The sequence below is a fragment of the Nocardioides sp. Leaf285 genome, from assembly GCF_001422955.1.
GTDB lineage: Bacteria > Actinomycetota > Actinomycetes > Propionibacteriales > Nocardioidaceae > Nocardioides > Nocardioides kribbensis.
On the sequence record NZ_LMNH01000003.1, the window covers coordinates 536,964 to 562,310 of the forward strand.

The window sequence follows — 25,347 nt, forward strand, 5'->3', positions numbered from 1 at the left end:
GGTGCTCCCGAGAGGGTGGTGCGGATGTCGGCGCGGCTCACGCTGTCGACCCCCGGGGCCCTGGCGGTGGCCCGGTGGTGACGGGTCGGGGGCGGGCGCGCGAACGGCTGTCGGCGCCGGGTGCTGAGATGGGGCCCGTGACCCGCCCGCCCCGCCCGGACCGTCCGGCCACCCCGCGCTACCACCTCGTGCACGAGCACGCGGAGGCCCCGGTGCCGCGTCTCGACGCCGAGCAGCAGCGCGTGGTCGACCACGCCGGCGGGCCGCTGCTGGTGCTCGCCGGGCCGGGCACGGGCAAGACCACGACGCTGGTCGAGGCGATCGTGCGGCGCGTCGACGACGGGGCGCGGCCCGACGAGGTGCTGGCGCTGACCTTCTCGCGCAAGGCCGCCGACCAGCTGCGCGACCGGGTCACGGCGCGGCTGGGGCGCACCATGGCGACGAGCCTGAGCTCGACCTTCCACTCCTTCGCCTACGCGCTGATCCGGCAGTACGCGCCGGCGGAGCTCTACGACGCCCCGCTGCGTCTGCTGAGCGCCCCCGAGCAGGACGTCGTGCTGCGCGAGCTCCTGGTGCCGACCCCCGAGGCCGTGGCCTGGCCCGAGGGGCTGCAGCGCGCGCTCGGCACCCGCGGCTTCGCACGCGAGGTGCACGCCGTGCTGTCGCGGGCCCGGGAGAAGGGTCTCGACGGCGCGGAGCTGGCCCGCCTCGGGCAGGTGCACGGCGCCCCCGAGCTGACCGCGGCCGGGCTCTTCCTCGACCAGTACCTCACGGTGCTCGACACCCAGGGCGCCACCGACTACTCCGACCTGATCCGGCGGGCGACCCTGGAGGCGGAGGTGCACCGCGAGGAGCTGAGGCGCCGCTTCTCCCACGTCTTCGTCGACGAGTACCAGGACACCGACCCCGGTCAGGTGGCGCTGCTGCGGGCGCTGGCCGGCGACGGTCGCGACCTCACCGTGGTGGGCGACCCGCACCAGTCGATCTACGCCTTCCGCGGCGCCGAGGTGCGCGGCATCCTCGACTTCCCCACCAGCTTCCCGCGCCGCGACGGCAGCCCGGCCGAGGTCGTCGCCCTGCGCACCACCCGACGCTTCGGCCCGCGGCTGCTCGTCGCCTCCCAGCGCGTCGCCGGGCGCCTCGGGCTCCCCGGCAGCATCGACGAGCAGGCCCGCGAGGCCTTCCTGCACCCGGTGGCCGAGCCGGGTCGGCTCGGCGAGGGCCGCGTCGTCGTGCGCACCTTCGACACCGACCGCGCCGAGTCCGAGCACCTCGCCGACCTGCTGCGGCGCGCGCACCTCGAGGACGGCGTGGCGTGGGACGACATGGCGGTGCTCGTGCGCTCGGGCCGCACCTCGCTGCCCCCGCTGCGCCGGGCGCTGGGGGCGGCCGGCGTGCCGGTGGAGGTCGCCAGCGACGAGGTGCCGCTCGTGCGCGACCCCGCGGTGCTGCCGCTGCTCGACGCGCTGCGCGCCGTGGTCGACCTGGAGGTCGCCGACCCCACCGCGCCCGACCACCTCGACCCCGGCCGGGTCGAGGCGCTGCTCGTGGGGCCGCTGGGCGGTCTCGACGCCGGCGACGTGCGCCGGCTGGGCCGTCAGCTGCGGGTGCGCGAGAAGCACCGGGCGCTGGCCGAGGACCGGGCGCCCCGCCCCTCCCGGGAGCTGGTGCGGCTGGCCCTGGTCGAGCGGGGGTTCCTCGACGGACTCGAGGGGGGCGAGGTCACCCGGGCCCGGGCCCTGCACGCGCTGCTCGCCTCCGCCCACGACGACCTCGAGGCCGGCGTGAGCGCCGAGGAGCTGCTGTGGGGGCTGTGGTCGGGCACGGGCTGGCCGGCCCGGCTGCGACGCGCGGTCGAGCAGGGCGGGGCCCCGGCCCGTCGCGCCCACCGCGACCTCGACTCGGTGTGCGCCCTCTTCGACGTCGCCGCGCGCGCCGAGGAGCAGCGCGACCACCGCGGCGTCCGCTCCTTCCTCGCCACCCTGGTGGCCCAGGAGATCCCGGCCGACACCCTCGCCGAGCAGGGCACCCGGGGCGCCGCCGTGCGGCTGCTGACGGCCCACCGCTCCAAGGGGCTCGAGTGGCGCCTGGTCGTGGTCGCCCACGTGCAGCAGGACGCCTGGCCCGACCTGCGGCGGCGCACCACCCTGCTGCAGGCCGACCGCATCGGCGAGGGCGAGCTCGTGCCGCCGGTCTCCGCGCGCGAGCTGCTGGCCGAGGAGCGTCGCCTCTTCTACGTCGCCTGCACGCGCGCGCGGCAGCGGCTCGTGGTCACCGCCGTCGCCTCCCCGGAGGACGACGGCGAGCAGCCCTCCCGCTTCCTCGACGAGCTCGGCGTCAGCGTCGAGGCCGTGGTGGGGCGACCCGAGCGCCCGCTGTCGATGGACGGCCTGGTGAGCGAGCTGCGACGCACCGTCGCCGACCCCGCGACGACGCCCGCGCTGCGCGACGCCGCCGCGCGACGGCTGGCGCGGCTCGCGGGGGAGAGCGCCGGCACCCGGCCGCTCGCCCCGCACGCCGATCCCGCGAGCTGGTGGGGCACCCGCGCCGCCACCCGCTCGGTGCAGCCGGTGCGCGACCCCGACCGGCCGGTGCCGATCTCGGCGAGCGTGCTCGAGGCCCTCCAGACCTGCCCGATGCGGTGGTTCCTGGAGCGCGAGGCCGGGGGAGCGGCTCGCTCCCACCAGTCGGCCAACCTGGGCAAGATGCTCCACGCCCTGGCCGAGCGCGTCGCCACGGGTGAGCTGGCGGCGGGGCCCGACGACGTCGACCTGCTGATGACCCACGTCGACGCGGTGTGGGGCCGCCTGGAGTTCCGCACCCCGTGGTCGCGGGCGCGCGAGCACGCCCGGGTGAGGGTGGCGCTGGCGCGCTTCCTGCGCTGGCACCACACCAACGCCCGGCGGCTGCTGCGGACCGAGGCGCGCTTCTCCACCGTCGTCGACCTCCCCGACGGCGAGCAGGTGCTGCTCAACGGCTACGCCGACCGTCTCGAGCTCGACCATGACGGGCGCGTCGTCGTGGTCGACCTCAAGACCGGGCGCACCGCCCCCTCGACCTCCTCGGTGCAGGAGCACGTGCAGCTGGCCCTCTACCAGTACGCCGTGGACAGCGGCGCCGTCGACGCGGTGCTGCCCGAGGAGGGGCACGGCGTCGCCGGCGGTGCCGAGCTGGTGCAGCTGGGCGCCCTCGACGACACCGAGCACGCCGTCGTCCAGCCGCAGGACCCCCAGCCCGCCGGCAGCCGGGGGCGCGAGGCCCTGCGCGACAAGCTCGCCCACGGCGCGGTGATGCTGCGGCGCGAGTCCTTCCCCGCCGTGGTGGGCCAGCACTGCCGCGACTGCGACTTCGTCGCGATCTGTCCGATCAAGGGCGCCGGGGCGGTGACCGCCTCGTGAGCGCGATCCCCCCGATCCCGCCGATCCCCCCGACCCCCGGCACGGGCCGTGCGCCGCTGCGCATCGACACCCCGGCCGACTTGCAGCGGGTGATGCAGACCGACTACGCGCCCAGCGACCAGCAGTGGGCCGCGATCTCGGCCCCGCTGGCCCCCGGCGTCGTCATCGCCGGCGCCGGGTCGGGCAAGACCACCCTGATGGCGGCGCGGGTGGTCTACCTCGTCGTCACCGGGCAGGTGCGCCCCGAGCAGGTGCTGGGCCTGACCTTCACCACCAAGGCGGCCAGCGAGCTGCGCCAGCGGATCCGGGCCGCGCTGCGCACCGCGGGCGTGCTCGACGAGCCGCTGCCGCGGGGCGGCGCGCGCGACGACGACGCCGTCGAGGAGGTCCTGGAGCCCAGCGTGCTCACCTACAACGCCTACGCCGCCAACCTGCTCACCGAGCACGGCCTGCGCATCGGCCACGAGCCCGACACCCGCGTCATCACCGACGCCGCGCGCTACCAGCTCGGTGCCCGGGTCGTGGAGCGCTTCACCGGCGACATCCACCAGCTCACCGACCACCCGCCCACCGCGATCCAGAACCTCCTCGCCCTCGACAGCGCCATGAGCGAGCACCTCGTCGGCCCCGACGACGTCCGCCGGGTGGACGCCGAGGCCCGGGCGGGGTTCGCGGCCGCCCTCGCCGCGGAGCGCGCCGGCAAGGACCGCACGACCTACCGCAAGCCCGTCGAGGCCGCGCTCTCGGCCATCGACCGTCGCGGCGAGCTGCTCGAGCTCGTGGCCGGCTACCGTCGGCTGAAGGCCGAGCTCGGCCTGATGGACTTCTCCGACCAGATCGAGCTGGGGGCGCGGCTGGCCAGCGAGCAGCCCGACGTGGGCCTCGCGCAGCGGGCGGTCTTCCGGGTCGTGCTGCTCGACGAGTACCAGGACACCTCGGTCGCGCAGGCGACCATGCTCTCCCGGCTCTTCTCCGGGCCCGACGAGGCCCGCGGCCGAGGGCACGCCGTCACCGCGGTGGGCGATCCCAACCAGGCGATCTACGGCTGGCGCGGCGCGTCGGTCTCCAACATCCTCAACTTCGCCGACACCTTCCCCGCGGCACGCGGGGGCGCGGTGCCGGTGCTGCCGCTGACGGTCAACCGGCGCTCCGACGCGCGCATCCTCGAGGTCGCCAACGCGCTGGCGGCCCCCCTGTACGAGCGCTACGACCAGGTGGAGCCGCTCCAGGCCAAGCCCGGCGCGGAGCCCGGCGCCGTGGGCGCCGAGGTGCTCGAGACCCACGCCGACGAGCTGGCCCGCCTCGTGGAGGACGTGCAGGCGGTCCACGGCGGCGAGCGCGGCACCACCTGGAGCGACATCGGCGTGCTCACCCGCGACAACGCCCACGCCGCCGAGGTCTTCGACGCCCTGTCGGGGGCCGGGGTGCCCGTCGAGATCGTCGGTCTCTCCGGCCTGCTGCGGCTGCCCGAGGTGGCCGAGGTGGTCGCGGTGCTGCACCTGCTCCACGACGTGACCGCCAACGCCGCGCTGCTCACGCTGCTCACCGGGCCGCGGTGGGCGATCGGGGCGCGCGACCTGCGCCTGCTGGGCCAGCGCGCCGACGAGATCGCCGGCCGGGGCGGGCGGGGGGCCGAGGCCGGCTCGGTGACCGACCACCTGCTCGACATCGCCGACGGCATCGACCCCGCCGAGGTGGCCTGCCTCGACGACGCCCTGGCCGACCCCGGCGACCTGCCGTTCTCCGCGGAGGCCCGCGAGCGCTTCGCGCTGCTCGGCGCGGAGCTGCGCCTGCTGCGCTCGCACGTCGGCGAGCCCCTGCTCGACGTCGTGCGCCGCATCGTCGACCTCACGGGCGTCGACGTGGAGCTCGCCTCCGCCGTCGACCCGGCCGCCCTCTCGCGGCGCGACAACCTCGACCTCTTCGTGCGCGCCGTGGCCGACTTCCAGGCCGTCGACGGCGACGTGGGCCTCCCGGCGCTGCTGGCCTACCTCACCGCCGAGGACGACCAGGGCAACGGCCTCGACGTCGCCACGCCGACCCTGGCCGACTCGGTCAAGCTGCTCACGGTGCACCGCTCCAAGGGTCTGGAGTGGCACGCGGTCTTCCTCGTCGGGGTCTGCGAGACCCGCTTCCCCTCCAACCGCTCACGCACCCTGTGGACCTCCTCGCCCAGCGTGCTGCCCGCCCCGCTGCGCGGCGACGCTCCCGACCTGCCGCAGCTCGCCGGCCACGACAAGGCGGCCCTCGACGCCTACCGCGCCGCCACACGCGCCCACGACGCCGAGGAGGAGCTGCGCCTGGGCTACGTCGCCTTCACCCGCGCCGCGCACGTGCTGTCGGTCACCAGCTACTGCTGGACCTCCCGCACGACCCCCTTCGGACCGTCGGCCTACCAGCGGGTGGTCGCCGAGAGGGTCGAGGCCTGGGGCGAGCCGCCGCGGCCGTGGCGGGAGAAGCCCGCGAAGGGCGACCCCAACCCCTACGACGCGGTCGACCCGTCGCGCCCGTGGCCGAGCACCGCCGTGGGCCGCGAGGCAGCCCTGCGCCGGGAGGCGGCCGAGCGGGTGCGCACGGCCGTGGTGGGCGCGCCCGACCTCGGCCTCGACATGATCGAGGCGGCCCGGGTCGCGGAGTGGGACGCCGAGCTCGACCGGCTGCTCGCCGAGGCCCGGCGCGACCGCTCCGAGCACGTCGCGGTCCCGATGCCCTCGAGCCTGTCGGCCACGGCGGTCTCCCGGCTGCGGGAGGACCCCGAGGCCTTCGCGCGCGACCTGGCCCGTCCGATGCCGCGCCCGCCCTCGGCCGCGGCCCGCTTCGGCACCCGCTTCCACGCCTGGGTCGAGGCGCGCTTCGGCCAGCAGGACCTCTTCGACTACGGCGACCTCCCCGGGCGCGCCGACGCGGGCATCGACGACGACGCCGACCTCGAGGCGCTGGTCGCGACCTTCGAGTCCGGTCCCTTCGCCACCCGGGTGCCCCACCAGGTGGAGGCCCCCTTCGCCCTGGTCCTGGCCGGTCAGGTCGTGCGCGGGCGCATCGACGCCGTCTACGCCGAGCCCGACGGGGGCTGGCTGCTGGTCGACTGGAAGACCGGTCGCGCCGAGGCCACCGACCCAATGCAGCTCGCGCTCTACCGCCTGGCCTGGGCCGAGCTCCACGGCGTGGCGCCCGAGCAGGTGCGCGCCGCGTTCTACCTCGTGCGCACCGGCAGCGTGGTCGAGCCCGCCGACCTGCCCGGCCGCGAGGAGCTGGAGGCGCTGCTCAGCCCGTCGCGGTGAGCGCTGCGCCGGCCTCCCGGCTCCGCAGCAGACGCAGCACGGCGAGTGCGGCGGCCCGCCCGGCACGGTTGGCGCCGATGGTGCTGGCCGAGGGCCCGTAGCCGACCAGCTGCACCCGCGGATCGGTCACGACGGTGGTGCCGTCGACGGCGATGCCGCCGCCGGCGCCGCGCAGACCCAGGGGCGTGAGGTGGGACAGCTCGGCGCGGAAGCCGGTGGCCCACAGGAGGGCCTGGGCCGGCTCGAAGGACCCGTCGGCCCAGCGGAGCCCGTCGGGCTCGATGCTGCGGAACACCGGCCGTCGCTCGTAGGCGCCGAGCGCGGCCGCCGCCTGCTCCTGGGGCCGCAGGGCCAGCCCGGTCACGCTCACCACGCTGGCGGGGGGCAGCCCGCGGCGTACGCGCTCCTCGACCAGGGCGACCGCGGCGCGGCCGGCCTCCGGGGTGAGGTCGTCGGTGCGCCAGACCGGGGGGCGGCGGGTGACCCAGAGGGTGTCGGTGACCGGGGCGAGCTCGCCGAGCAGCTGCACCGCGGAGGCCCCGCCGCCGACGACGACGGTGCGCCTCCCGCGCAGCGCCTCGGGCCCGCGGTAGTCGTGGGTGTGCAGCTGCAGCCCGCGGAAGGTCCGCGCGCCGGGGTAGGCGGGCACGAACGGTCGGCTCCACGTGCCGGTCGCGTTGACCAGGGTGCGGGTGGTCCAGGTGCGGTCGCCGGCCACGACCCGCAGCGGGCCGCCGGGGTCGTCGGGGTCTGCCGGCTCGACGCGCTCGACGCGCACCGGCCGCACCACGGGCAGGGCCTGCTCACGCTCGTAGGCGGCGAACCACGCGGGCACGACCACGTTGGCGCGCTCCTCGCCGGGCCGCGGCGCGGGGGAGTCGGGCAGGTCGGCCACGCCGTGCACGTCGCGCATGGTGAGGGTGTCCCAACGGTGCTGCCAGGCACCGCCGGGCGCGGTCTCGGCGTCGAGGACGACGTGGCGCAGACCGAGCCGGCGCAGGTGGTGGGAGGCCGACAGGCCGGCCTGGCCGGCGCCCACGACCACCGCGTCGAGGAGGGTCACGGGCGCTGCCATGTCGGGAGAACGCCGCGACGGGCCCGACACTTCCCGGGTTGTCCGGGCGGCCTAGGGTCGCTGCGTGACCGCTCCCCACACGCTGCTGACCGTCGACGCGCACGACCGGGCGTCGGTGCGCAGACGTGACGAGGCCTGGCTCGAGCGGCAGTGGGCCGACCCGGCGACCCGGGTGCTGGTGGTGGCGGGCGCGCAGGTGCGCCCGCGGGGCGGCCGGATCGACTGGGTGCGGCCCGACGAGACACCCGACGGGCTGCGGGTGCTGCTGGGCGAGCGCGACGACCGGGCGTGGTTCGCCCTGGTCACCGACCGTCCCGACCCCGACGAGCCGGGGTGGGCCGGGCTGCGCGACCTGCTCCCGCTGCTGGCCGGCGACGCCCCGGAGTCGCGCGCCGACGCCCCGCTGCTCTTCCACGCCCTCGGCATCGCCGAGTGGTTGGCCGTGACCCGCTTCTGCCCCCGTGACGGCACCCCGCTGGAGCCGCGCGCCGCCGGGCACGAGCTCACCTGCCCTCGCTGCGGGCGCACCCAGTTCCCCCGCACCGACGCCGCGGTGATCATGCTGGTCACCCACGGCGAGCCCGGTGCCGACGACGAGCTGTGCCTCCTGGGGCGCCAGCGGGTCTGGCCACGCGGACGCTTCTCGACCCTGGCGGGCTTCTACGAGCCCGGGGAGAGCCTCGAGGACGCCGTGCGCCGCGAGGTGGCCGAGGAGACCGGGGTCGAGGTGGGCGAGGTGTCCTACTTCGGCAACCAGCCCTGGCCGATGCCCGCGAGCCTCATGGTGGGCTTCGTGGGCCGCGCCACGAGCACGCGGATCGAGGTCGACGAGGTCGAGATCGAGGAGGCGCGCTGGTTCACCCGCGCCCAGATGATCGAGGAGACCCGCGCCGGCACGCTCGTGCTGCCCGGCGGGGTCTCCATCAGCCGCTCCCTCGTGGAGCACTGGTACGGCGGTCCGCTGCCCGGCCAGTGGTGAGCCGGCCGGGCGGGTGGTCCGCCTCCGCGCTCAGGCCAGCGCGGCCAGCTTCTCCTTGACCTGCGCCAGCGAGGGGTTGGTCTGGGACGTGCCGTCGCTGAAGACCAGCGTGGGCACGGTCTGGTTGCCGTTGTTGGCCTGCTCCACGATCAGCGCCGCGTCGGGCTGCTGCTCGATGTCGACGACGTCGTAGGAGATGCCCTCACGGTCCAGCTGGCTCTTGAGGCGGTGGCAGTAGCCGCACCAGGGGGTGGAGTACATCGTGAACGAGCTCATCTGGGACTGTCGCCTCCGACATCTAGGGTGGTCACGACGCCCGAGGCGGGCGTCGTCGTACCTGTCGTCAACCAGCCTGCCCCAGGAGTTGTTCCCCTCGTGACCCGCCCCGCCGACCTCCTCGACGCCCTCGATCCCGAGCAGCGCCAGGTCGCCGAGACGCTGCGCGGACCGGTGCGCGTCCTCGCCGGCGCGGGCACCGGCAAGACCCGGGCCATCACCCACCGCATCGCCCACGGCGTGGCCTCGGGGGTCTACGTGCCCACCGAGGTCCTGGCGGTCACCTTCACCACCCGCGCGGCGGGGGAGATGCGCCAGCGGCTGCGCGTGCTGGGCGCCGGGGGAGTCCAGGCGCGCACCTTCCACGCCGCCGCGCTGCGCCAGCTCCGCTACTTCTGGCCCCAGGTCCAGGGCACCGAGCTCCCGGCGCTCACGGAGTCGAAGATCCCCCTGCTCGCGGGCGCCGCGCGACGCCACCGCATCAACGCCGACCAGGCGCTGCTGCGCGACCTGGCCTCGGAGGTGGAGTGGGCCAAGGTGAGCAACGTCCACCCCGACGACTACGCCCGGGTCGCCACCCAGCGCGGCCGCACGGTGACCGGCCACGACGCCGAGACCGTGGGACGGATCTTCTCCAGCTACGAGGAGGTCAAGCGCGGGCAGGGCCGCATGGACATGGAGGACATCCTGCTGCTCACGGCCGGGCTGCTCGCCGAGGACGAGCGGGTCGCGGCCCAGGTGCGCCGGCAGTACAAGTGGTTCGTCGTCGACGAGTTCCAGGACGTCTCGCCGCTGCAGTCGGCCCTGCTCGACCTGTGGCTGGGCGGTCGTGACGAGCTGTGCGTGGTCGGCGACCCCGCCCAGACCATCTACTCCTTCGCCGGCGCCGACGCGCGCTACCTGCGCGAGTTCCCCCAGCGCCACCCCGGCACGACGTCGGTGGAGCTGGTGCGCAACTACCGCTCCACGCCGCAGGTCGTGGGCGCGGCCAACACCCTGCTGGCCGGGTCGGACAGCGAGGGCGTCTCGCTGCAGGCGCAGCGCCCGGGCGGCGCCGCCGTGCGCTACGCCCCCCACCCCGACGAGGTCGCCGAGGCCGAGGCCACCGCCGCCCGCATCCTCGCCCTGCGCGAGAGCGGCCACCCGATGTCGGAGGTCGCGGTGCTCTTCCGCATCAACGCGCAGTCCGAGGCCTACGAGGAGGCGCTCTCGGCGCGCTCCATCCCCTACGTCGTGCGCGGCGCGGCACGGTTCTTCGACCGCCCCGAGGTGCGCGAGGCCGTCACCCGGCTGCGCGGCACCGCCCGCTCCAGCGCCGAGGTCACCGACCCCGACGAGATCGTCGAGGTCGTGCGGGCCACGCTGGCCGCGATGGGCTGGACCGACCAGCCGCCCACCGCCCGCGGGCAGACCCGCGACCGGTGGGAGTCGTGGCAGGCCCTCGTCGACCAGGCCGCCGAGCACGCCGGCCAGCCCGGCGCCTCCCTCGGGGCCTTCGTCGACGACCTCGACCGACGTGCGGCCGAGCAGCACGCGCCGGTGGCCGACGGGGTCACGCTGGCCACCTTCCACGCCGCCAAGGGCCTGGAGTGGGACGCCGTCTTCCTGTGCGGCCTGCAGGACGGCACGATGCCGATCACCTACGCCGAGACCCCCGAGGCGGTCGAGGAGGAGCGCCGCCTGCTCTACGTCGGCATGACGCGCGCCCGCGCGGAGCTGAGCCTGTCGTGGTCGCTGGCCCGCAACCCCGGCGGCCGGGCCTCGCGCAAGCCCTCGCGCTTCCTCGACCCGCTCCTGCCCGACCAGTCGCGCCCGACCGGCGGGCCCGGCCGCGCCCGCAAGGCGATGACGTGCCGCGAGTGCGGCCAGCCGCTGTCGACCGCGGCGGAGAAGAAGACCGGGCGCTGCGTCGACTGCCCCGCCTCCTACGACGAGGCGCTCTACGAGCGGCTGCGCGACTGGCGTCGCGAGCGGGCGGGGGAGGAGAGCGTGCCGGCCTTCGTGGTCTTCAGCGACGCCACCCTGCAGCTGGTCGCCGAGCTGCGCCCGAGCACCCCTGAGGCGCTGCTGCGCATCAGCGGGATCGGCCGGTCCAAGGTGGAGAAGTACGGCGAGGACGTGCTCGCCCTGCTGTCCTGACCCGCCCCGCGCGGCCCCTCGGCAGCCCCTCGGCAGCCCCCTCGTGGGCGCCCCCGCAGCCCTGATCAGCGGGCCGCGGAAGAAAACCGGGAAATAGTCATAAAATGGTTTGCTCCTTACAGGAGCAGCCCGGTAGTTTCCTCACCACACGACCAGCAGCGCACCACGGCCCTGACGAAGCCGGCGCACGACGCACCGAAGGAGGTGGCCTCGATGGCCAGCACCAAGCTCTGGATGACGGCTCAGACCCCGTCCCGCTCCGCCCTGCCCGTCTGCGGCCGCACGATCGCCTTCACCGCGTCGACCCAGGGGACCACTGTGTCCTCCGCCGTCGTGTCCACCGCCGTCGTGTCCGTCGCCGCCGAGCGCCAGGGCGTCGTCGCGGGCGATCTGGCCTTCGGCCACGCCTTCATCCCGGGTGTCCACGCCTGGAGTCCACCGACCTGTTGATCCTCGACAGCTCGGCAGCCTCCAGGCCGCGGAACCCGTAACCCGGGATCCGCGGCCTTTTGCATTCCCCCAGGACCCCGGGAACCCCGGGCCCCACGAACCCCCGCACCACCCAGCGACCGGTCAAGGACAAGGAGGTGACACACATGACCATCAGCGACCTCCACCGCCACGAGACGGTCGAGCCCACCCTCGGTCTGCTGCACGACCGCGCCGTCGACGTCGACGACGCACTCATGCCGTGCCGCACGAACAACCCCGAGCTCTGGTTCGCCGAGACCCCCCAGGACGTCGAGCACGCCAAGGCCCTCTGCGGCAGCTGCCCCGTCAGGCACCTCTGCCTCGACGGTGCGCTGCAGCGGCGCGAGCCCTGGGGCGTCTGGGGCGGCGAGCTCTTCCTCCAGGGCGTCGTCATCCCCCGCAAGCGGCCCCGCGGCCGTCCTCGCAAGAGCGAGGTGGCGGCCTGACCGCCGCCGGCACCGTCCTGCTCCACCCCGTCCGCACGACCCGGCACCACCCGAGACCCGAAGGATCCCGTGATGTACCCGCTCAACGACCACCTGGCCCGAGCCCAGGTCACCTCCCGCCTCGACGAGGCGCAGCGTCAGCGCCGCGGCCACGAGCTGGCCCGGGTGCACCGTCGCAGCCGGCGAGCCGAGCGCGCCGTCCAGCAGGCCCGCACCGCCCTCGCCCGCGCGCTCTGAGCGCACCGACCCGACCAGGAGGCACCACGACCATGACCACCCCGACCACGACCCGGCTCGACGCCGCGATCCGCGCAGGCAGCCACGCCGACCCCCGCACCGACACCCACAGCGACCCGAACCGGAGCACCACGATGAATCTCATGCACGAAGAACTGGCACGCATACAAATGTCCGAGCGCCTGGGAGAGGCGCACACCCGCCGCGACCAGCGCTTGGCCAAGGCCAAGCGGCTGGCCCGCCGCTCCGAGGCGGCCGCCCAGCAGGCGCGCCTCGCCCTCGCCCGCGCGCTCTGAGCGCACGCGGCACACCGACCCGAGCCGGGCACGACCTCGTCGTGCCCGGCTCGGGCGCGTGCGACAGGTCTAGGGTCGGGGGATGAGCACCACCTGCGACCTGTGCGGCACCGTCGAGGACGACCCGCAGCGGCTGCTGGCCTGGACGGTGTCGTTCGAGCGCGGACGCCGCCAGGACCTCTGCGTGACCTGCGCGCGTCGCCACCTGCGCGCCCTGGAGGGCAAGCTCGACTCCGAGCACTGGTAGACGCCCCGGCCGGGCGCGGGCCCGGACGGTCCTCGGGATCGTCACGTCGTGCCCCGTCGGTGCTCGAGTGGTCGGTGGAGGTCTCGGGCACCCCGCCTCGGACGGTCGACCCCCGCGAGCGCTGCCGCCACGCGGGGCTGAGTCCCGTCGCCGGCCGGCCGGCCGGCCTGAGAAGTGGCGGGATAGGACCGGTCGAAGGCGCCCGGAGGCGTCGTCTCCCGCTGCTCACCGCACGTTCGGTCACCGCGAGCACCGCCAGCGCCGGCCCCCGCCAGGCGGGGCTGTGTCCCGTCGCCGGCCGGCCCGAGAAGTGGCGGGAAACGACCGGTCGAGGGCGCCTGGAGGTGTCGTCTCCCGCCACTTCGCGCACGTTCGGTCACCGCGAGCGCCGGCCCCGCCGCGCGGAGCTGTGTCTCGTCGCCGGCCGGCGACGAGAAGTGGCGGGAAACGACCGGTCGAGGGCCGCCGGGAGTGTCGTCTCCCGCCACTTACGGCACGTTCGGTCACCGCGAGCGCCGCCAGCGCCGGCCCCGCGCGGGGCTGGGTCACGTCGCCGGCCGGCCGGTCCGGGAAGTGGCGGGATACGACGGGTCGAGGGCGCCTGGAGGTGTCGTCTCCCGCCATTTGTCGCACRTTCGGTCACCGCSAGCGCCGCCAGCGCCGGATCCCGCCGGGCGGGGCTGTGTGCCGTCGCCGGCCGGCTGACCCGGGAAGTGGCGGGATACGACGGGTCGAGGGCGCCTGGAGGTGTCGTCTACCGCCATTTGTCGCACGTTCGGTCACCGTGAGCGCCGCCAGCGCCGCCCCGCCAGGCGGGGCTGTGTCCCGTCGCCGGCCGGCCCGAGAAGTGGCGGGAAACGACCGGTCGAGGGCGCCTGGAGGTGTCGTCTTCCGCCACTTGCCGCACGTTCGGTCACTGCGGGCGCCGCCAGCGCCGGATCCCGCCGGGCGGGGCTGTGTGCCGTCGCCGGCCGGCCCGTCCGAGAAGTGGCGGCGTACGACAGGTCGAGGGCCGCCGCAGGCGTCGTCTCCCGCCACTCACCGACGTCGTCACCGTCAGACCACCTGCGCGCCGTCCCAGGAGCAGCCGCACCGCGGGTGCCGCAGCCAGCGACGGCTCCGGCAGGAGAGCAGCTCGTCGACCTCGACCGTGGTCGACCACGTCGACGGGGTGCCGCCGTCGAGGTAGGTGACGACGTCGCGCACGGCCCACGACACCGCGAGGTGCAGCAGGGCCGGGTCGAGCGGGGCGACCGGTGCCGGCGCGGCGGCGACCTGCTCGAGCACGAGCCCGCGCCGGGGGTCGTGCTCGGCCCGGGCGGCGTCGACGCACCGCAGGCAGGCGGTGACCCCCGGCTCCACGAAGGGGCCGACGACGACGCCGTCGGGGCCACCGACGACGAGCAGGTGCGGCTGCGCCTCCTGCAGGAGGGGGTCGAGACCGGCCCGGGCCGGGGGGCCCGCGCTGAGGCGGAGCACGACGTCGGGCCTGGTCGCCGGGGCTCGTGCGGCGCCCGCCCGTCGGGCCCGGCCCCCGCCGGCTCCCCGGGCCTCACCGGGGTCGGCGACCCCCGCCCCCGCCTCGCGCAGCAGTCGCACGGCGAGGTCGGTGGCCGCCACCGGCACGGTGTTACCGCCCTCGACCGCCACCACGGCCTCCGAGCGCCGCTGCAGCAGCAGCGCCGCGGCGTCGCCGTGGGCCGCGAACGCCGCGGCCACGGCCCCGGGACCCGCGGTGCCGGCGCCGGCGGCGTCGAGCAGGTCGGCGTCGACGACCAGGCCCGCCCCGACCAGGGCGGTCAGCGCGCGCACGCCCTCGGGCGTCGTGGGAGTCGGCGGGGTGCGGTCGCGCAGGGCGGCGAGGAGCCGGCGTACGTCGGGGTGGTCGGGGAGCACGACCCGCCGTGGCTCGTCGAGACCGACCTGGAGGCGGCCGGCCTCACGGGTCGCGACGACCAGGCCGGGCAGGAGCGTGGGCCGGGCGGCCGGGGGAGACGTCGTGTGGGAGGGCACGTGGCGCTCCTACCCCGCTCGGCCCGGTCGGCCGGCGGTCGTCCACAGGCTCCGCGCGGGCGGGTCGGCCGCTATGTTCGGGGCCATGACCGACCTCACCTCGGACCAGCCCACGACCTACGAGCACCTGCGCGTGGAGCGCCCGCGCGAGGGCGTCGCCCTGCTGGTGCTCGACAACCCCGAGCAGCGCAACGCCATGACCGAGGAGATGACGGCCTCGTGGGTGCGCGCGGTCGACGACCTGGCCGGCGACGCGTCGCTGCGCGCGGTGGTCGTCACGGGGGAGGGCTCGGCCTTCACCTCCGGCGGGGTCACCAGCTGGCTGGCCAGCGAGCCGGAGGCCGGCGTCGACCGCCACCGCACCCGGATGATGGCCTTCTACCGCGCCTGGCTCTCGATCCGGCGCCTCGAGGTGCCCACCTTCGCCGCGGTCAACGGCCCGGCCATCGGTGCCGGGCTCTGCCTGGCCCTGGCCTGCGACGTGCGGTGGGCCGCGCGCGGGGCGCGGATGGGCGTGCCCTTCCTCAAGCTCGGTCTGCACCCGGGCATGGCCGGCACCTGGCTGCTGCCCGACGTCGTCGGTCCGGCCGCTGCTCGCGACCTCTTCCTCACCGGGCGCCTGGTCGAGGGCGACGAGGCGCTGCGACTCGGCCTGGTCTCGCGGGTGGTGGAGCAGGAGACGTTCCTGGAGCAGGTGCTGGACGCCGCGGCCGGCGTGGCGGCCTCCGCCCCCGTGGCCGCGCGGCTGACCACCCTGGCCCTGCGCGGCGGCCACGCCGACCTCGAGCACGCCCTGCAGTGGGAGGCGCTGGCCCAGCCGGTCACCATGGCCACCGAGGACCTCCAGGAGGGCATCCGCGCCGTCCAGGAGAAGCGGCGCCCGCACTTCCAGGGTCGCTGAGCATGGCCGAGGACGGGGCCTACACGGACGGCCCGGTCGCGGCACTGCGCCGCATCGCCTTCCTGCTCGAGCGGGGCCGGGAGGACACCTACAAGGTCAAGGCCTACCGCGGGGCCGTGGCCACGCTGCTCACGATGGACGACGACGAGGTCGCCCGGGCCGTCGACGAGGGCACCCTCACCGACCTGCCCGGCATCGGCTCCAGCACCGCCGCGGTGGTCTCCGACGCCGTGCGCGGGATCCGGCCGGAGCGGCTGGCGCGGCTGGAGGCCGAGCACGCGGGTCCGCTGGCGACGGGCGGGCAGGAGCTGCGCGCGCTGCTGCGCGGTGACCTGCACTCCCACTCCGACTGGTCCGACGGCGGCTCGCCGATCGAGGAGATGGCCTTCACCGCCATCGAGCTGGGCCACGAGTACCAGGTCCTGACCGACCACTCGCCACGGCTGAAGGTGGCCCGCGGCCTCAGCGCCGAGCGGCTGGCCCGCCAGCTCGACGTGGTCGACGCGGTCAACGACCACCTCGGGGGACCCGCCGGCGGCTTCACGCTGCTCAAGGGTATCGAGGTCGACATCCTCGACGACGGCTCGCTCGACCAGACCGACGCGATGCTGGCGCGGCTCGACGTACGCGTGGCCAGCGTGCACTCCAAGCTGGCCATGGACGGCGACGCGATGACCCGCCGCATGGTGGCGGCGGTCGGTCAGCGCTGGACCAACGTGCTCGGCCACTGCACCGGCCGGCTGGTGACCGGCGGGCGGGGGACCCGCAAGGAGTCGCAGTTCGACGCCCGGGCGGTCTTCGAGGCCTGCGCCGAGCACGACGTCGCGGTCGAGATCAACTCCCGCCCGGAGCGCCGCGACCCGCCGACCCGGCTGCTGGAGCTGGCCCGCGACATCGGCTGCCTCTTCTCCATCGACAGCGACGCCCACGCCCCTGGCCAGCTCGACTTCCTCGACCACGGCGCCGAGCGCGCCGAGGCCGCGGGGATCGACCCCGAGCGGATCGTGACGACCTGGCCCCGGGAGCGCCTCCTCGCCTGGGCGGGCGCCAAGGCTTAACTTGTCGTCCATGTCACCGCCGCCGACGAGCGACCCCGCGGGCTCGCGGGCGCGCCCCGACGTGGAGGTACGCCGCTCGACGCGGCGCCGGCGCACGGTCTCGGCCTACCGCGACGGCGACCGGATCGTCGTGCTCGTGCCCGACACCCTCTCGCCCAGCGAGGAGGCCGAGTGGGTGGAGACCATGCTGGCCCGCCTCGAGCGCGCCGAGCGCCGCCGCCTGCCCAGCGACGAGGAGCTGCGGACCCGGGCGGTGTCGCTCAACGACCGCTACCTCGGCGGCATGGCCGTGCCCGACACGGTGCGGTGGGTGGAGAACCAGAGCTCGCGCTGGGGCTCCTGCACGCCGGGCGACCGCTCGATCCGGCTCTCGGCGCGGCTGCAGGGGATGCCGGCGTGGGTCATCGACTACGTGCTGGTCCACGAGCTGGCCCACCTGCTGGAGCCCGGCCACGACGCCCGCTTCTGGGCGTGGGTCGACCGCTACCCCCAGGCCGAGCGGGCCAAGGGCTACCTGCTGGGCTGGTCGGCCGCGGCGCGGGTCGAGCCGCCCGCCGACGGCAGCGCCGACGGCGTCGACTGACCCGCCCGGTGCAGGGCGCGGGCCACGAGGGCCGCGATGTCGGGGTCGGGTCGCCCGTCGGGGCCCGACGGCAGCGCGTCGACCGGCCACCAGCGCAGGTCGAGCGACTCCTCGCTGACCGCGACCTGCGCGCCGGGGGCGGCCACGGCGACGAAGCGCACGTCGAGGTGGTGCACGAGCACCCCGTCGCGCGGGCCGCAGAACGGCACGGGGTGCTCGCTCAGCTCCACCGGCACCGGGTCGAGGACCAAGTCGCGCAGCCCCGACTCCTCGGTGGCCTCGCGCCGCGCGGCGCCGGCCAGCGTGGCGTCACCGGGCTCGCAGTGGCCGCCGAGCTGGAACCACTCCCGCGCCTTGGCGTGCAGCGTGAGCAGCACGTGGGCGCGGTCGTGGTCGAGCACGAGCGTGCTGGCCGTGAGGTGGTCGGGCCGGCAGCCGCGCTCCAGACCGTCGTGATGGGCGCGCAGGTGGGCGACGTAGCGCACTCGCAGCGCCTCCTGGGCGGCGTCGGGCGCCGCCCAGGCCTCGAGGGCCGCGAGCGCGTCGGCGTGCAGGCTCACGCCGGGGTCGGGCCGTCACCGGGCTGGTCACCGGGCTGGTCACCGGGCTGGTCACCGGGCTGGTCACCGGGCTGGTCACCGGGCTGGTCACCGTCCGGCAGGTCGCCGTCGAGGAGCTTGGCCAGCTCGGCGTCGAAGTCCGACTCACTGATCTCGGCCGGGGCGGCGGCGTCCTCGCGGAAGCCCAGCGGGTCGTCGAGGTCGGCGGCGCTGGGCAGCAGGTCGGGGTGCATCCACACCCCGTCGCGGGCCTCGGTGCCCTGACGCGTGCGCAGCGAGCCCCACAGGGTCGAGGCGTCGCGCAGCCGGCGCGGGCGCAGCTCGAGGCCGACCAGCGAGGCGAAGGTGTCCTCGGCCGGGCCGCCGGCCGCGCGGCGGCGGCGTACGGCCTCCTGCATCTTGGCCGCGGCGGGCATGCGCTCGGCGGTGGCCTGCCCGACGACCTCGTCGACCCAGCCCTCGACCAGGGCCAGCGTCGTCTCCAGGCGCAGCAGCGCGGCCTCCTGGGCGGGGGACTTGGGCATGTCGAAGAGCCCGCCCTCGAGCAGGCGCTGCATCGACTCGGGGTCGGTGGGGTCGACGCCGCGCATCTGCTCCTCGATGCGGCTCTGGATGGCCTCGGCGTTGATCTCGATGCCGCGGGCGTAGGCGGTGACGGCGCCGAGCAGGTGCTCGCGCAGCCACGGCACGTGGGCGAAGAGCCGCTGGTGGGCGGCCTCGCGCAGCGCGAGGTAGAGCAGGACGTCGTCGGTGCTGACGTCGAGGCCGGCGGCGAAGGCCTCCACGTTGGCCGGCACGAGGGCGGCGCGCCCGGCGGCGCCCAGGGGCAGGCCGACGTCGGAGGCGGTGAGCACCTCGGAGGCCAGCGCGCCCAGGCCGGAGCCGACCTGGCTGGCGAGCATGACGCCCACGGCCTTGCCGATGATGCCGAGGAGGGGGCCGGAGGCCGCGCGGGCCTCCTCGGGCAGGGCGGAGCTCAACGAGTCGACGGTCTGCTTGGCGACCGGCTCGACGAGCACCTTCCACACCTCGACGGTGCCGACCAGCCACTCCGCGCGGCTCCAGGCGGCGGTCGAGGTGACGCCGGAGGGGAAGGCGGTGGTGTCGTCGAGCCAGTGGTCGGCCAGGCGCACGGCGTCGGCCACGGCGTCCTTCTGGCGCTGCGTGGGCGAGGGGTCGGGCTGCTGCGCGACGGCCTTGCGGGCGGTGTCGAGGGCGACGTCCCAGTTCAGCGGGCCGTCGTAGGGCTGCATCATGGCCTGGATCTGGCCGAACAGCTGGTTGAGGTCGGGCATGCCGCCGGGGCCGCCCATGCCGGGGAACCCGGGGAAGCCGCCAGCCCCGCCCGCTCCGCCACCGCTCGCGCCGGAGCCGCCGGTGCCGAAGCCGAACCCGAAGCCGCCGGGCGTGGCGCCGCCGCCCCCGCCCATCCCGCCGAGCTGGTTGAAGAACTGCTCGAACGGCGTGCCCTTGAACGGGTTCTGACCGCTGTCGTCAGGGCCGTTCCCGGAGTCGTTCGGGGTGTCGCCGGAGTCGTTGCTCATGGCCCCACGGTACGCCGTGAGCCCCAACCCGCCGGCGGTGAGTGGGACAGTGAGTAGGGTCGCGCCCATGGCTCATCCCGCCGTCCGCCTGGCCGCCCTGCGCGAGGACCCGCTCGACGTCACCGAGGTGCTCGACGCCCTCGACGACCCGACCTCGGGGGGCCTGACCCTCTTCGTGGGCCGCGTGCGCGACCACGACCACGGCGCGGGTGTCGTGGGACTCGACTACAGCGCCCACCCCACCGCCCTGGCGCGGCTCGAGGCGGTCTGCGAGCAGGTCGCCGCCGACCACGACGTCCAGGCCGTGGCGGCGGTGCACCGCACCGGGTCGCTGGCCATCGGCGACATCGCCGTCGTCGTGGCCACGGTCGCCGCCCACCGCGGTGACGCCTTCACGGCCTCGCGGGCGCTGATCGACACGCTGAAGGCGGAGGTGCCGATCTGGAAGCACCAGCGCTTCGTCGACGGCACCGACGAGTGGGTCGGCACCCCCTGAGCGGTGCCCGGGCGACCACTGCCCGAGCCGGCGCCCGGCGTTTCGGCGCCGCCGCGGCCCGCGGGCGACCTACCCTGCACAGGTGGAGATCCTGCTCTGGCTGGCGCCTGCCGCCGTCGTGGCCGTCCTGGCCATGGCCTGGGTCGGCTGGGTGGGTCGCGAGCCGCGTGAGCAGGTCGACCGCGAGGCCGCCCTCGAGCGCATGGCCGGCGCGCTGGCCCGGCCCGACCGCGCCGGCTACGCCGCCCCCGCCCCCGAGCGCGACCGGAGCACCGGCATCGCCGTGCGCCCCTCGCGCGCGCCCCGCGGGCCCGCGGCCTCGCAGCGCCCCGGCGAGTCGCGCCGGGCGTCCTGACCCGAGCGCCCGACCGACCGGGCGGTCCGCCCTGGCTCACGGCACGCGAGCCGGTGGACGGGACGGTTGGTGACCAATGAGACAGTTGGCGCCATGACCCAGCGCTCCATCGCCGCGCTCATCGCCGCGCCGCTGGTCCTCGCGCTGTTCCTCGTGACCTCGCTGGTGCGGCTGCCCTTCGGCACCTACGCCCCCGGCACCACCGTCGACGTGCTCGCCCAGCCCGAGGGCAACGAGACGATCCAGGTGCGCGGCGCCAAGACCTACCGCGACACCGGCCAGCTGCGCATGACCACCGTCTCGGTCTCGGCCGCGGTACCTCCCGGCCAGACCGGCGGGTCGAGCCTCTTCACGCTGCTGCGGGCCTGGGCCGACCCCGAGGACGCCGTCTACCCCTACGACTTCATCCACCCCGACAACGAGAGCGCCGAGGAGGACCAGCAGCAGGGCGCCATCTCGATGGTGACCTCCCAGGACGTCGCCACCGCCGTGGCCCTGGAGAAGCTCGGCTACGACGTCGAGCGCGCCGTGAAGGTCTACTTCGTCGACGAGGGCACACCCGCCGAGGGCGTGCTCGAGCCGCTCGACATCATCCGCAGCGTCGGCGGGGAGCCGGTGCGCACCCCGCGTCAGCTCGTCGCGGCCGTCTCCGGCGCCGAGGCCGGCGAGCCGCTCGCCGTCGTCATCGAGCGCGACGGTCGGCGCCGCGAGGTGAGCATCACCCCGGAGGAGGTCGAGGGCCAGCCCCGCATCGGCGTCGTGCCCGGCGAGGGCTACCGCTTCCCCTTCGAGGTCTCGGTGGCCATCGACCCCAAGATCGGTGGCCCCAGCGCCGGCCTGGTCTTCAGCCTGGGCATCTACGACACCCTCACCGAGGGCTCCCTGACCGGAGGGGAGGTCATCGCCGGCACCGGCACCGTCGCCCTCGACGGCTCGGTGGGCCCCATCGGTGGGATCCAGCAGAAGATCGCCGGCGCCGCCGACGACGGCGCCACCCTCTTCCTCGTGCCCCCGGACAACTGCGAGGAGGCCCTCGGCGCCGACGTCGACGGCATCCGGCTGCTGCGCGCCGACACTTTCGACTCCACCCTCGCGGCGATCCAGGACTGGGTCGAGGACCCCGACGCCGCCCTTCCCAGCTGTGAGGACGTGCCCGATGACGCCTGAGGACCCCCTTCCCGGTGGCGACCTGCCCGGTGACGACCTTCCCGGCGACGACCTGCTCGACGACCTGAGCGACCTCGACGTCGACCCCGCGCTGGCCGCGGCCGTGCTGGAGATCGAGCAGCACGTCGCCACCAGCGGCTGGGACCAGCCGGCGCACCTCTTCGCCCTCGTCGACACCGGCCAGCTGGTCGAGCACGAGCCGGCGCTCGCCGCGGCCATGGGCCTCGACGCCTCCACCGAGCAGGGCTCGCTGACCGCGATCGAGCAGGACCAGCTGCGCCCCGACGAGCTGCTCGAGCAGGTGCTCGAGACCATCGTGTGGCCCGCCGACGTGGCCGGCTGCGCCGCGGTCGTCGAGCGCTTCGTGCTGCCGCCGGGCGCCGACGCCGACGTGCCGTCCGACCCCGACGCGGCGGCCGAGTTCGCCCGGACCCATCCGGAGCGCCAGGAGCTGCGGATCGCCGCGGGGGTGACCCGGCACGGGTCGGCGTACTGCGCGATGCGCTTCCGCAGCCACGACGACGACTCCAAGGTGGTCGGGGGAGCCGACCTCGTGCCCGCGCTCGTCGAGCTGCTGGCCGCCACGCTCCTCGAGGACCCCGGCGAACCGGGCGCCGACCCGGCCCCGGGCTCCGCCCCGGACCCGGCCGACACCAGCAGCGACACGAGTACCGACATGAGCAACGACCGCAGTGACGAGAGGGACCCACGGTGAGTGAGACGTACGACGAGGAGCAGCAGGGCTCCCCGCCGCCCAGGCCACGGAGTCGATCGCGCGCGCTGGTGATCACCGGCGCGGTGCTGGTGGTCGCGTTCTTCGCGCTGACCGCCTTCGCCAGCTTCTACACCGAGCGGCTGTGGTTCGGCTCGGTCGGCTACACCTCGGTGTTCACCACCGTGCTGTGGACCCGGGTCGGCATGTTCGCGGTCTTCGGGCTGCTCATGGCGCTCGTGGTCTGTGTCAACGTGGTGATCGCCTTCCGCACCCGCCCGCTCTTCGTGAGCATGCCCGACCAGAACGGCCTCGACCGCTACCGCGAGGCCGTCAACCCGATCCGGCGCTGGCTCGTGCTGGCCGTCGGCGCGGTGCTGCTGGTCTTCGCCGGCACCTCGGGCGCGGGGCAGTGGCGCACCTTCATGCTGTGGCGCAACGGCGGCGAGTTCGGCTACGACGACGAGCACTTCGGCCGCGACGCCGGCTTCTTCGTCTTCGACCTGCCGTGGCTGCACTACCTCGTCGACTTCGCGATGGCGACCTTCGTGGTCGCCCTGCTCGCCGCGGCGCTGACGCACTACCTCTACGGCGGTATCCGCCTGCAGGTGCCCAGCGAGCGCCTCACCGGCGCCGCCCAGGCCCAGCTCTCGGTGCTGCTCGGGCTCTTCGTGCTGGCCAAGGCGGGCGACTACTACCTCGACCGCTTCGACCTGGCCACCGACGCCGGCGGGCTGATCACCGGCATCACCTACACCGACGCCAACGCCGTGCTGCCGGCCAAGAACATCCTCATCGGCATCTCGGTGATCTGCGCGGTGCTGTTCTTCCTCAACGTGTGGCGCCGCACCTGGACGCTGCCGTCGGTGGGCATCGCGCTGCTCGCGCTGTCGGCGGTGCTGCTGGGCATCATCTGGCCCGGCATCGTCCAGCAGTTCCAGGTCAACCCCTCCGAGGCCGACCGCGAGGAGGAGTACATCCAGGCCAACATCGACGCCACGCGCACGGCGTACGACCTGGAGGACGTGCAGACCACCGAGTACCAGAGCACCGCCACCGCCGACGCGGGCAACTTCTCGCAGGTCGACGGTCAGGTCACCTCGGTGCCGCTCATCGACCCGCGGCTGGTGCGCGACACCTTCGAGCAGACCCAGCAGGGTCGCGCCTACTACTCGGTGGCGCCCGTGCTCGACGTCGACCGCTACGAGATCGACGGCGTCGACCGCGCGCTCGTGCTCGGCGTGCGCGAGCTCGACCAGTCCGGCATCCCGGCCGGCGACCGCAACTGGTCGAACCTCCACACCACCTACACCCACGGCAACGGCCTGATCGCCGCCTTCGCCAACCAGCGCACCGCCACCAACGCACCGGTCGCGGCCAGCGAGGACAACGACGGCGGCATCGTGTGGGCCGAGGGCAACCAGGCCGGCCAGGACACGCTGTCCAACCTCGGCGACGAGGGCTACGAGAGCCGGATCTACTTCGGCGAGCAGAGCCCCGACTACTCGGTGGTTGGCAAGGCCGACGCCGACGACGCCGACGTCGAGCTGGGCCTGGCCAACGACAGCGAGACCGACCAGCGCACCACCTACGACGGCGACGGCGGCGTCGACATCGGCAACACCTTCGACCAGCTGATGTTCGCGGTGAAGTACGGCGAGCCGAACTTCCTGCTCTCGGGCCGGGTCAACGAGAACTCCAAGGTGCTCTACGACCGCAACCCCAGCGAGCGGGTCCAGAAGGTCGCCCCCTGGCTGACCATCGACAGCGACGCCTACCCGGCGCTGATCGACGGTCGGGTGCAGTGGATCGTCGACGGCTACACGACCACCGACCGGTTCCCCGGTGCGGAGAAGGAGTCGTTCGCCACGATGATCGACGACTCGCTCCAGGACAACGTGGGCCTGCAGCCGATCCCCACCGACGAGATCAACTACATGCGCAACGCGGTCAAGGCCACCGTCGACGCCTACGACGGCACCGTGACGCTCTACGAGTGGGACACCGAGGACCCGATCCTGCGGGCCTGGGAGGGCGCCTTCCCGGGCACCGTCCAGCCCTACGACTCGATCTCCGAGGAGCTCATGGAGCACCTGCGCTACCCCGAGGACCTCTTCAAGGTCCAGCGCTACCAGTTCGCTCGTTACCACGTCACCGAGGCCAACGACTGGTATCAGGGCAACGACCGCTGGGAGGTGCCGGAGGACCCCAACTCGGCCTCGACCAGCCTGCAGCCGCCCTACCGGCTCTTCGCCAACCAGGACGGCAGCACCACCAGCGAGGGGGAGTGGTCGCTGACCTCGGTCTTCGTGCCCTTCGAGCGCAACAACCTCGCCTCCTTCATGTCGGTGGACTCCGACGCGACGTCGGACACCTACGGCCAGCTCAGCGTGCTGGAGCTGCAGGACCAGACGACGCCCGGACCCGGGCTCATCGCCAACGAGTTCGCCCAGGACGAGGGCGTGCGCGACGCGCTGCTGCCCTACTCCCAGGGCACCTCCGACCCGATCTTCGGCAACCTGCTCACGCTGCCGGTGGAGGACGGCCTGATCTACATCGAGCCGGTCTACGCCGTGCGCTCGGCGTCGAGCTCGGGCTACCCGATCCTGCAGTTCGTGCTGGTCTCCTACGGCGACGAGGTCGGCGTCGGACGCAGCCTCACCGACGCGCTCCAGGTCGCCCTCGGCGTCGACGACACCGAGCTGCCCGACCCGGTCGACCCCGGCGGCAACGGGGGCAACGGGGGCAACGGTGGCGGCAACGGCGGCGGGGAGGACCTCACCGTCGACCAGCAGATCGCCCAGCTGCTCGACCAGGCCCAGGAGGCCTTCGACGCCGCCGACGCTGCGCTGGCCGAGCAGGACCTCGCGGAGTACCAGGCGCAGAACCAGGAGGCCCAGGACCTCATCAGCCAGGCCATCACCCTGGCCCAGTCGCGCCCCGGCGGCGTGGGGGGCTCCGACAGCTCCGACGGCTCCGACGGGGGCGACACCGCGGGCGACGAGCCCTCGGCCGACGCCTCGGCGAGCCCGTCGGAGAGCGCCTCGCCGACCTCCTGACGGCAGCACCAGCAGCACCCGATCGGGGCCCGGACGACGTCGTCCGGGCCCCGA

22 protein-coding genes are annotated in these 25,347 nt (G+C 74.9%); 17 read left to right on the plus strand and 5 right to left on the minus strand.

Annotated features, from left to right (window positions below):
* Positions 1-137: 137 nt before the first annotated feature.
* Positions 138-3,398 (plus strand): ATP-dependent helicase, encoded by a 3,261-nt coding sequence (locus ASF47_RS10890; protein ID WP_235558717.1) that lies wholly within the window; start codon positions 138-140, stop codon positions 3,396-3,398.
* Positions 3,395-6,679 carry an ATP-dependent helicase gene (locus ASF47_RS10895; protein ID WP_235558718.1) on the plus strand — a complete coding sequence of 1,095 codons (3,285 nt, stop codon included), beginning with the start codon at positions 3,395-3,397 and terminating at the stop codon, positions 6,677-6,679. Before ASF47_RS10890 ends, ASF47_RS10895 begins: the two co-directional genes overlap by 4 nt.
* Here ASF47_RS10895 and ASF47_RS10900 read toward each other — a convergent pair.
* Positions 6,663-7,742 carry an FAD-dependent oxidoreductase gene (locus ASF47_RS10900; protein WP_056864007.1) on the minus strand — a complete coding sequence of 360 codons (1,080 nt, stop codon included), beginning with the start codon at positions 7,740-7,742 and terminating at the stop codon, positions 6,663-6,665. The genes ASF47_RS10895 and ASF47_RS10900 overlap by 17 nt on opposite strands.
* A gap of 76 nt (positions 7,743-7,818) precedes the next feature.
* On the opposite strand from ASF47_RS10900, the gene nudC reads away from it, so the two are divergent.
* Entirely contained in the window at positions 7,819-8,733 is a 915-nt protein-coding gene (gene nudC / locus ASF47_RS10905) for an NAD(+) diphosphatase (RefSeq protein ID WP_056864008.1), read from the plus strand.
* Positions 8,734-8,763: 30 nt separating this feature from the next.
* Here the strand turns inward: nudC and ASF47_RS10910 are convergent, their stop codons facing one another.
* The gene (locus ASF47_RS10910; protein WP_056864009.1) at positions 8,764-9,009 is read right to left on the minus strand and encodes a mycoredoxin; all 246 of its coding nucleotides are present in this window, start codon (positions 9,007-9,009) and stop codon (positions 8,764-8,766) included.
* Positions 9,010-9,108: 99 nt separating this feature from the next.
* Here ASF47_RS10910 and ASF47_RS10915 point away from each other — a divergent pair, with 99 nt between their 5' ends.
* The 6 genes from ASF47_RS10915 (at position 9,109) to ASF47_RS21570 (ending at position 12,845) form a co-directional block, all read left to right on the plus strand.
* Positions 9,109-11,148, plus strand: coding sequence for an ATP-dependent DNA helicase UvrD2 (locus tag ASF47_RS10915; protein WP_056864010.1), 2,040 nt, complete (start codon positions 9,109-9,111; stop codon positions 11,146-11,148).
* Between the two features lie 213 nt (positions 11,149-11,361).
* A complete protein-coding gene (locus ASF47_RS10920) occupies positions 11,362-11,598 on the plus strand; it encodes a hypothetical protein (protein WP_056864011.1) in 237 nt (78 codons plus the stop codon).
* A gap of 146 nt (positions 11,599-11,744) precedes the next feature.
* Positions 11,745-12,065 carry a WhiB family transcriptional regulator gene (locus ASF47_RS10925; RefSeq protein WP_056864012.1) on the plus strand — a complete coding sequence of 107 codons (321 nt, stop codon included), beginning with the start codon at positions 11,745-11,747 and terminating at the stop codon, positions 12,063-12,065.
* Positions 12,066-12,137: 72 nt separating this feature from the next.
* On the plus strand, positions 12,138-12,302 hold the full coding sequence (locus tag ASF47_RS21565; protein WP_165699037.1) for a hypothetical protein: 165 nt from the start codon (positions 12,138-12,140) through the stop codon (positions 12,300-12,302).
* A 32-nt stretch (positions 12,303-12,334) separates the two neighbouring features.
* On the plus strand, positions 12,335-12,598 hold the full coding sequence (locus ASF47_RS10930; RefSeq protein WP_056864013.1) for a hypothetical protein: 264 nt from the start codon (positions 12,335-12,337) through the stop codon (positions 12,596-12,598).
* Positions 12,599-12,680: 82 nt separating this feature from the next.
* Entirely contained in the window at positions 12,681-12,845 is a 165-nt protein-coding gene (locus ASF47_RS21570; RefSeq protein ID WP_165699038.1) for a hypothetical protein, read from the plus strand.
* A 1,056-nt stretch (positions 12,846-13,901) separates the two neighbouring features.
* On the opposite strand, the gene ASF47_RS10935 is transcribed toward ASF47_RS21570, so the two are convergent.
* Positions 13,902-14,858, minus strand: a complete 957-nt coding sequence (locus ASF47_RS10935) for a TOMM precursor leader peptide-binding protein (protein WP_056864014.1) — start codon at positions 14,856-14,858, stop codon at positions 13,902-13,904.
* A gap of 85 nt (positions 14,859-14,943) precedes the next feature.
* Between ASF47_RS10935 and ASF47_RS10940 the strand changes: the two genes are divergently transcribed.
* Genes ASF47_RS10940 through ASF47_RS10950 form a run of 3 tightly spaced genes read left to right on the plus strand, consistent with a single transcriptional unit; the run spans position 14,944 to position 17,400 of the window.
* A complete protein-coding gene (locus ASF47_RS10940) occupies positions 14,944-15,759 on the plus strand; it encodes an enoyl-CoA hydratase/isomerase family protein (RefSeq protein WP_056864599.1) in 816 nt (271 codons plus the stop codon).
* A gap of 2 nt (positions 15,760-15,761) precedes the next feature.
* Positions 15,762-16,817 carry a PHP domain-containing protein gene (locus tag ASF47_RS10945; protein WP_056864015.1) on the plus strand — a complete coding sequence of 352 codons (1,056 nt, stop codon included), beginning with the start codon at positions 15,762-15,764 and terminating at the stop codon, positions 16,815-16,817.
* A 10-nt stretch (positions 16,818-16,827) separates the two neighbouring features.
* Positions 16,828-17,400 carry a M48 metallopeptidase family protein gene (locus ASF47_RS10950; RefSeq protein ID WP_056864016.1) on the plus strand — a complete coding sequence of 191 codons (573 nt, stop codon included), beginning with the start codon at positions 16,828-16,830 and terminating at the stop codon, positions 17,398-17,400.
* Here ASF47_RS10950 and ASF47_RS10955 read toward each other — a convergent pair.
* Together ASF47_RS10955 and ASF47_RS10960 are read right to left on the minus strand one after the other, a co-directional pair.
* Positions 17,328-17,960, minus strand: a complete 633-nt coding sequence (locus tag ASF47_RS10955) for an NUDIX hydrolase (RefSeq protein WP_082500209.1) — start codon at positions 17,958-17,960, stop codon at positions 17,328-17,330. The two genes, ASF47_RS10950 and ASF47_RS10955, sit on opposite strands and share 73 nt — an antisense overlap.
* Positions 17,957-19,504: a zinc-dependent metalloprotease gene (locus ASF47_RS10960; protein ID WP_082500210.1), complete on the minus strand. Its 1,548-nt coding sequence runs from the start codon at positions 19,502-19,504 to the stop codon at positions 17,957-17,959. Before ASF47_RS10960 ends, ASF47_RS10955 begins: the two co-directional genes overlap by 4 nt.
* A gap of 67 nt (positions 19,505-19,571) precedes the next feature.
* On the opposite strand from ASF47_RS10960, the gene ASF47_RS10965 reads away from it, so the two are divergent.
* The 5 genes from ASF47_RS10965 (at position 19,572) to ASF47_RS10985 (ending at position 25,293) form a co-directional block, all read left to right on the plus strand.
* A complete protein-coding gene (locus ASF47_RS10965; RefSeq protein WP_056864017.1) occupies positions 19,572-20,000 on the plus strand; it encodes a molybdenum cofactor biosynthesis protein MoaE in 429 nt (142 codons plus the stop codon).
* A gap of 82 nt (positions 20,001-20,082) precedes the next feature.
* Positions 20,083-20,355 carry a hypothetical protein gene (locus ASF47_RS10970; protein WP_056864018.1) on the plus strand — a complete coding sequence of 91 codons (273 nt, stop codon included), beginning with the start codon at positions 20,083-20,085 and terminating at the stop codon, positions 20,353-20,355.
* Positions 20,356-20,448: 93 nt separating this feature from the next.
* Positions 20,449-21,522, plus strand: a complete 1,074-nt coding sequence (locus ASF47_RS10975) for a YlbL family protein (RefSeq protein ID WP_056864019.1) — start codon at positions 20,449-20,451, stop codon at positions 21,520-21,522.
* Positions 21,512-22,237 carry a PPA1309 family protein gene (locus tag ASF47_RS10980; RefSeq protein WP_235558719.1) on the plus strand — a complete coding sequence of 242 codons (726 nt, stop codon included), beginning with the start codon at positions 21,512-21,514 and terminating at the stop codon, positions 22,235-22,237. Before ASF47_RS10975 ends, ASF47_RS10980 begins: the two co-directional genes overlap by 11 nt.
* Positions 22,234-25,293 (plus strand): UPF0182 family membrane protein, encoded by a 3,060-nt coding sequence (locus ASF47_RS10985; RefSeq protein WP_056864020.1) that lies wholly within the window; start codon positions 22,234-22,236, stop codon positions 25,291-25,293. The genes ASF47_RS10980 and ASF47_RS10985 overlap by 4 nt, the downstream gene beginning before the upstream one ends.
* Positions 25,294-25,347: the final 54 nt, after the last annotated feature.